The organism is Bradyrhizobium sp. BR 10289 (assembly GCF_019455385.1).
Lineage (GTDB): Bacteria > Pseudomonadota > Alphaproteobacteria > Rhizobiales > Xanthobacteraceae > Bradyrhizobium.
The window spans coordinates 1-3,962 of sequence record NZ_JACOFR010000047.1; the positions used below are offsets into that span (position 1 = coordinate 1).

The 3,962-nt window shown below is 67.3% G+C and carries 3 protein-coding genes; all 3 read left to right on the forward strand.

Annotated elements, in window-relative coordinates:
• A partial coding sequence (locus HYH08_RS37245) for a UDP binding domain-containing protein (protein WP_283844203.1) occupies positions 1-416 on the forward strand: 416 nt, incomplete at its 5' end.
• Positions 417-538: 122 nt separating this feature from the next.
• On the forward strand, positions 539-3,013 hold the full coding sequence (hrpB, locus tag HYH08_RS37250) for an ATP-dependent helicase HrpB (RefSeq protein WP_220014798.1): 2,475 nt from the start codon (positions 539-541) through the stop codon (positions 3,011-3,013).
• Positions 3,014-3,131: 118 nt separating this feature from the next.
• Positions 3,132-3,644, forward strand: coding sequence for a TIGR02281 family clan AA aspartic protease (locus HYH08_RS37255; RefSeq protein ID WP_220014799.1), 513 nt, complete (start codon positions 3,132-3,134; stop codon positions 3,642-3,644).
• Positions 3,645-3,962: the final 318 nt, after the last annotated feature.

A 3,962-nucleotide genomic window follows, 5' to 3' on the forward strand; every position in this document is an offset into this window, starting at 1 on the left:
GCAAGGTGAGCCAGGCGCTCGGCGGTAGCTTGCGCGGCAAGACCATCGCCGTGCTGGGTCTCACCTTCAAACCCGATACCGACGACATGCGCGATGCGCCGTCGATCCCGCTGGTCACGGGCCTGATCGACATGGGCGCGAAGGTGAAAGCCTTCGATCCGGTCGGCATGGAGCAGGCCAAGGGCGAGCTGCCCAACATCACCTATTGCGAGGACGCCTATTCCTGCGCGCAAGGCGCCGATGCGGTCGTCGTGGTCACCGAATGGACCCAGTTCCGCGGCCTCGATCTCGACCGGTTGAAGGCGACCATGGCCCAGCCCGTCGTCGTCGATCTCCGTAACATCTTCAGTCCCACCGACATGGCCACCGCCGGCTTCACCTATGAAAGCGTCGGCCGTCCGCCGGCGCGGGGCTGATCCACCACCCCGCATAATTCCGTCATGGCCGGGCTTGTCCCGGCCATCCACGTCTTGTTCACTCGCCGGTGAAAGAACGTGGATGCCCGGCACAAGGCCGGGCATGACGACCGGATGATTCTTTGCCCCGCACCTTCGACACGCCCCTCCCGATCGACGCCGTGCTCGACGACCTCTCGCGCACGCTGGAGGGCAACAACGCCGCCGTGCTCGTCGCCCCTCCCGGCGCCGGCAAGACCACGCGCGTGCCGCTGGCACTGCTCGATGCGCCCTGGGCGAAAGGCAAAAAGATCATCGTGCTGGAGCCGCGCCGCATCGCCGCGCGCGCCAGTGCCGACCGCATGGCCAAATCGCTCGGCGAGCGGACCGGCGAGACCGTCGGCTACCGCGTCCGCTTCGGCTCGAAGATTTCGCGCGCGACGCGCATCGAGGTGGTGACCGAAGGCATTTTTACCCGTCAGATCCTCGACGATCCTGAATTGTCAGGTATTGCCGCCATCCTGTTCGACGAATTCCACGAGCGTTCGCTCGACGCCGACATGGGCCTGGCGCTGGCGCGCGACGCGCAGACCGGCCTGCGCGAGGACCTACGCATCCTCGTGATGTCGGCAACACTTGACGGCGCGCGCGTCGCAAAGCTGCTCGGCGATGCGCCCGTCGTCGAGAGTGAAGGCCGCGCCTTTCCGGTCGAGACGCGCTATCTCGGCCGCAAGGCCGATGCACCGATCGAGCGGCAGATGGCGGATGCGATCGCCTCTGCATTGCGCGCCGACAGCGGCTCGGTGCTGGCTTTCCTGCCGGGCGCCGCCGAAATCCGCCGCACCCAGAATTTCTTGGCCGAGCGCGTGAAGGATACCAGCATCGAAATCGTGCCGCTGTTCGGCGCGCTCGATGCCGCCGTGCAGGACCGCGCCATCTCGCCCGCGCCGAAGGGCATGCGTAAAGTGGTGCTGGCGACCTCGATCGCCGAGACCTCGCTCACCATCGAAGGCGTCCGCATCGTCGTCGATTCCGGGCTCGCCCGCGTGCCGCGCTACGAGCCCGACATCGGCCTCACCCGGCTCGAGACCGTACGCGCCGCGCGTGCGGCGGTGGACCAGCGCCGCGGCCGCGCCGGCCGCACTGAGCCGGGTGTCTGCTACCGGCTCTGGGACGAGCCGCAGACGGCTTCGCTCGCACCCTACACCCAGCCGGAAATCTTGAGCGCCGATCTCTCCTCGCTGGTGCTTGATCTCGCGCAATGGGGTGTCGCCGATCCCTCTGCGCTGTCGTTCCTCGATCCGCCACCTGCACCTGCCTGGAAGGAAGCCAAGAGTCTGCTCGAAGAGCTCAACGCGCTCGATGCTGACGGCCGCATTACCGCAGAAGGAAAAAGCCTGCGTGCGCTGGCGCTGCCGCCGCGGCTGGCGCGCATGATCGTGGATTCGCATCGCGCCGGCGAGGGTGAAGCCGCCGCCGAGATCGCGGCCATCATCACCGAGCGCGGGTTAGGAGGCGACAGCGTCGATCTCGAACACCGGCGCGATCAGTTCCGCCGCGACCGCTCGCCACGTGCCGCAAGCGCGCGCGATCTCGCCCGGCGCTGGGCCTCGCAGGTCGCAGCCTCGGAGAAGGCGGGGCAGCCGGAGGAGCTCTCGACCGGCCTGATGCTCGCTTATGCCTTTCCGGACCGCGTCGCGCGCAATCGCGGCAATGGCAGCTTTGTGCTCGCCAACGGCCGCGGCGCCGCCGTCGAGCAGACCTCCTCGCTTGCCCGCGCGCCCTATATTGCGATCGGCGAGATGACCGGCACCGCCGCGAGCGGCCGCATCCTGCTCGCCGCGCAAATCACCGAGGCCGAGATCGAGCGGCATTTTGCCGAACATATCGCGAGCACGGACGAGATCTCGTTTGATCGCGGCGCGATGGCGCTGCGGGCGCGGCGCAAGCGCGTGCTGCACGCGATCACACTTTCCGAGGCGACAATGGCGGTGTCGCCCTCGGAAGAAACCGCACGTATTTTCGCCGATGGTTTGATCGCCGCCGGCCTCGACCGGCTGCCCTGGTCGAAGGCCGCAAAGCAATGGCGCGACCGCGTGATGTTTTTGCGCAAGGCCGAGGGTGACAGCTGGCCCGACCTGTCCGACGATGGATTGATCGCGCGCCGCGACGACTGGCTGGTGCCCGCGCTCTATGACAAGATCGCGCTGAAGGATGTCTCTCCGGGCGATCTCTCGGACGCGCTGATGGCGCTGCTGCCCTGGGAAATGCGCGCGCGGCTCGATCGCGAGGCGCCGACGCATTTCGAGGCGCCGACCGGCAGCGTGCTCGCGATCGACTACGAGGCCGAGCAGGGGCCGACCATCGCGGTGCGGCTGCAGGAATTGTTCGGCCTCAACACCCATCCGTCGATCGCCGCGGGCAAGGTGCCGCTGGTGCTGGAGCTGCTGTCGCCGGCGCAGCGCCCGGTGCAGGTGACACGCGATCTTCCCGGCTTTTGGCGCGGCAGCTACGCCGCGGTCCGCTCCGACCTGCGCGGCCGCTATCCGCGCCATCCCTGGCCGGACGATCCCGCAAGCGCCGTGCCGACCCGGCGTGCCAAGCCGCGCGGGACGTGAGGGCTTATTAACCGTCCGCTCATCCTTTTCGTCAAAATGACACCGGCCCGGCCGCGGCGTCGCTCGCGGATCGGGCTGGCGCGTGGTGAAATCGAGCGGTTGGCTCGGAAATGGTGTGATGCGTAACATTGTGATCATCGCGGCCGTCATGATCGGTCTCGGCACCTTCATGGCGCAGATGGCGGACAGGATGAGCTCGGCGTCCGCCACATCGGTCCCACGCACGATGGTGGCGGTCGCGTCCACGGCGCCGGCCGGCGGCCGGACCCTCAACATCGCCCGTGATGGCCGCGGTCATTTCCAGACCGAAGGCCGCATCGACGGCCAGCGCATCGGCTTCATGGTTGATACCGGTGCTTCCGTGGTGGCGCTGAACGAGACCTCGGCGGCCCGTTTCGGCCTGCGTCCCTCGCGCGGCGACTACAACGCCACCGTCTCCACCGCCAACGGCACCATCAAAGCCGCGCGCACCCGCATCGCCATGCTCGATGTCGGCGGCCTCGTGGTGCGCGACGTCGACGCCATGGTACTGCCGGACGAGGCGCTGTCGGAAAACCTGCTCGGCCTGTCCTTCCTGTCCCGCCTCAAGCGCTTCGAATACGCCAACGGCCAGATGGTGCTGGAGCAGTAAAGGCTCATTGCCGCCCCAATTCGGCAGCGTTGCGCCTTTGGCGCAATTTAGCGCGGCAAGTCAAAACCCTGCGTCGAACCAGCGAGCGCCGAGCCGCAAGCGGGCGGCTACTGTGCATGGGGTTGTTCTGCAACTTTCGGATGGTGCGGCCAAAAGGGGCGCGTTCTCCCGTTACCAAACTGCCGCAATTATCGGCCATAAGCCCCGTTCCCGCCTTCCGCTGCGGCCCGGCATTCGCTAAGGCTGCATCAGTCCCGCCCTTGTCACGAGACCGTCTCAATGTTTCCCAAGCCGAAATCCGTCCTGCTGCCCAACACC

Excerpts from the sequence above, each read along its gene's own strand:
- HYH08_RS37255 (WP_220014799.1), top strand. The coding sequence starts at position 3,132 with ATGCGTAACATTGTGATCATCGCGGCCGTCATGATCGGTCTCGGCACC.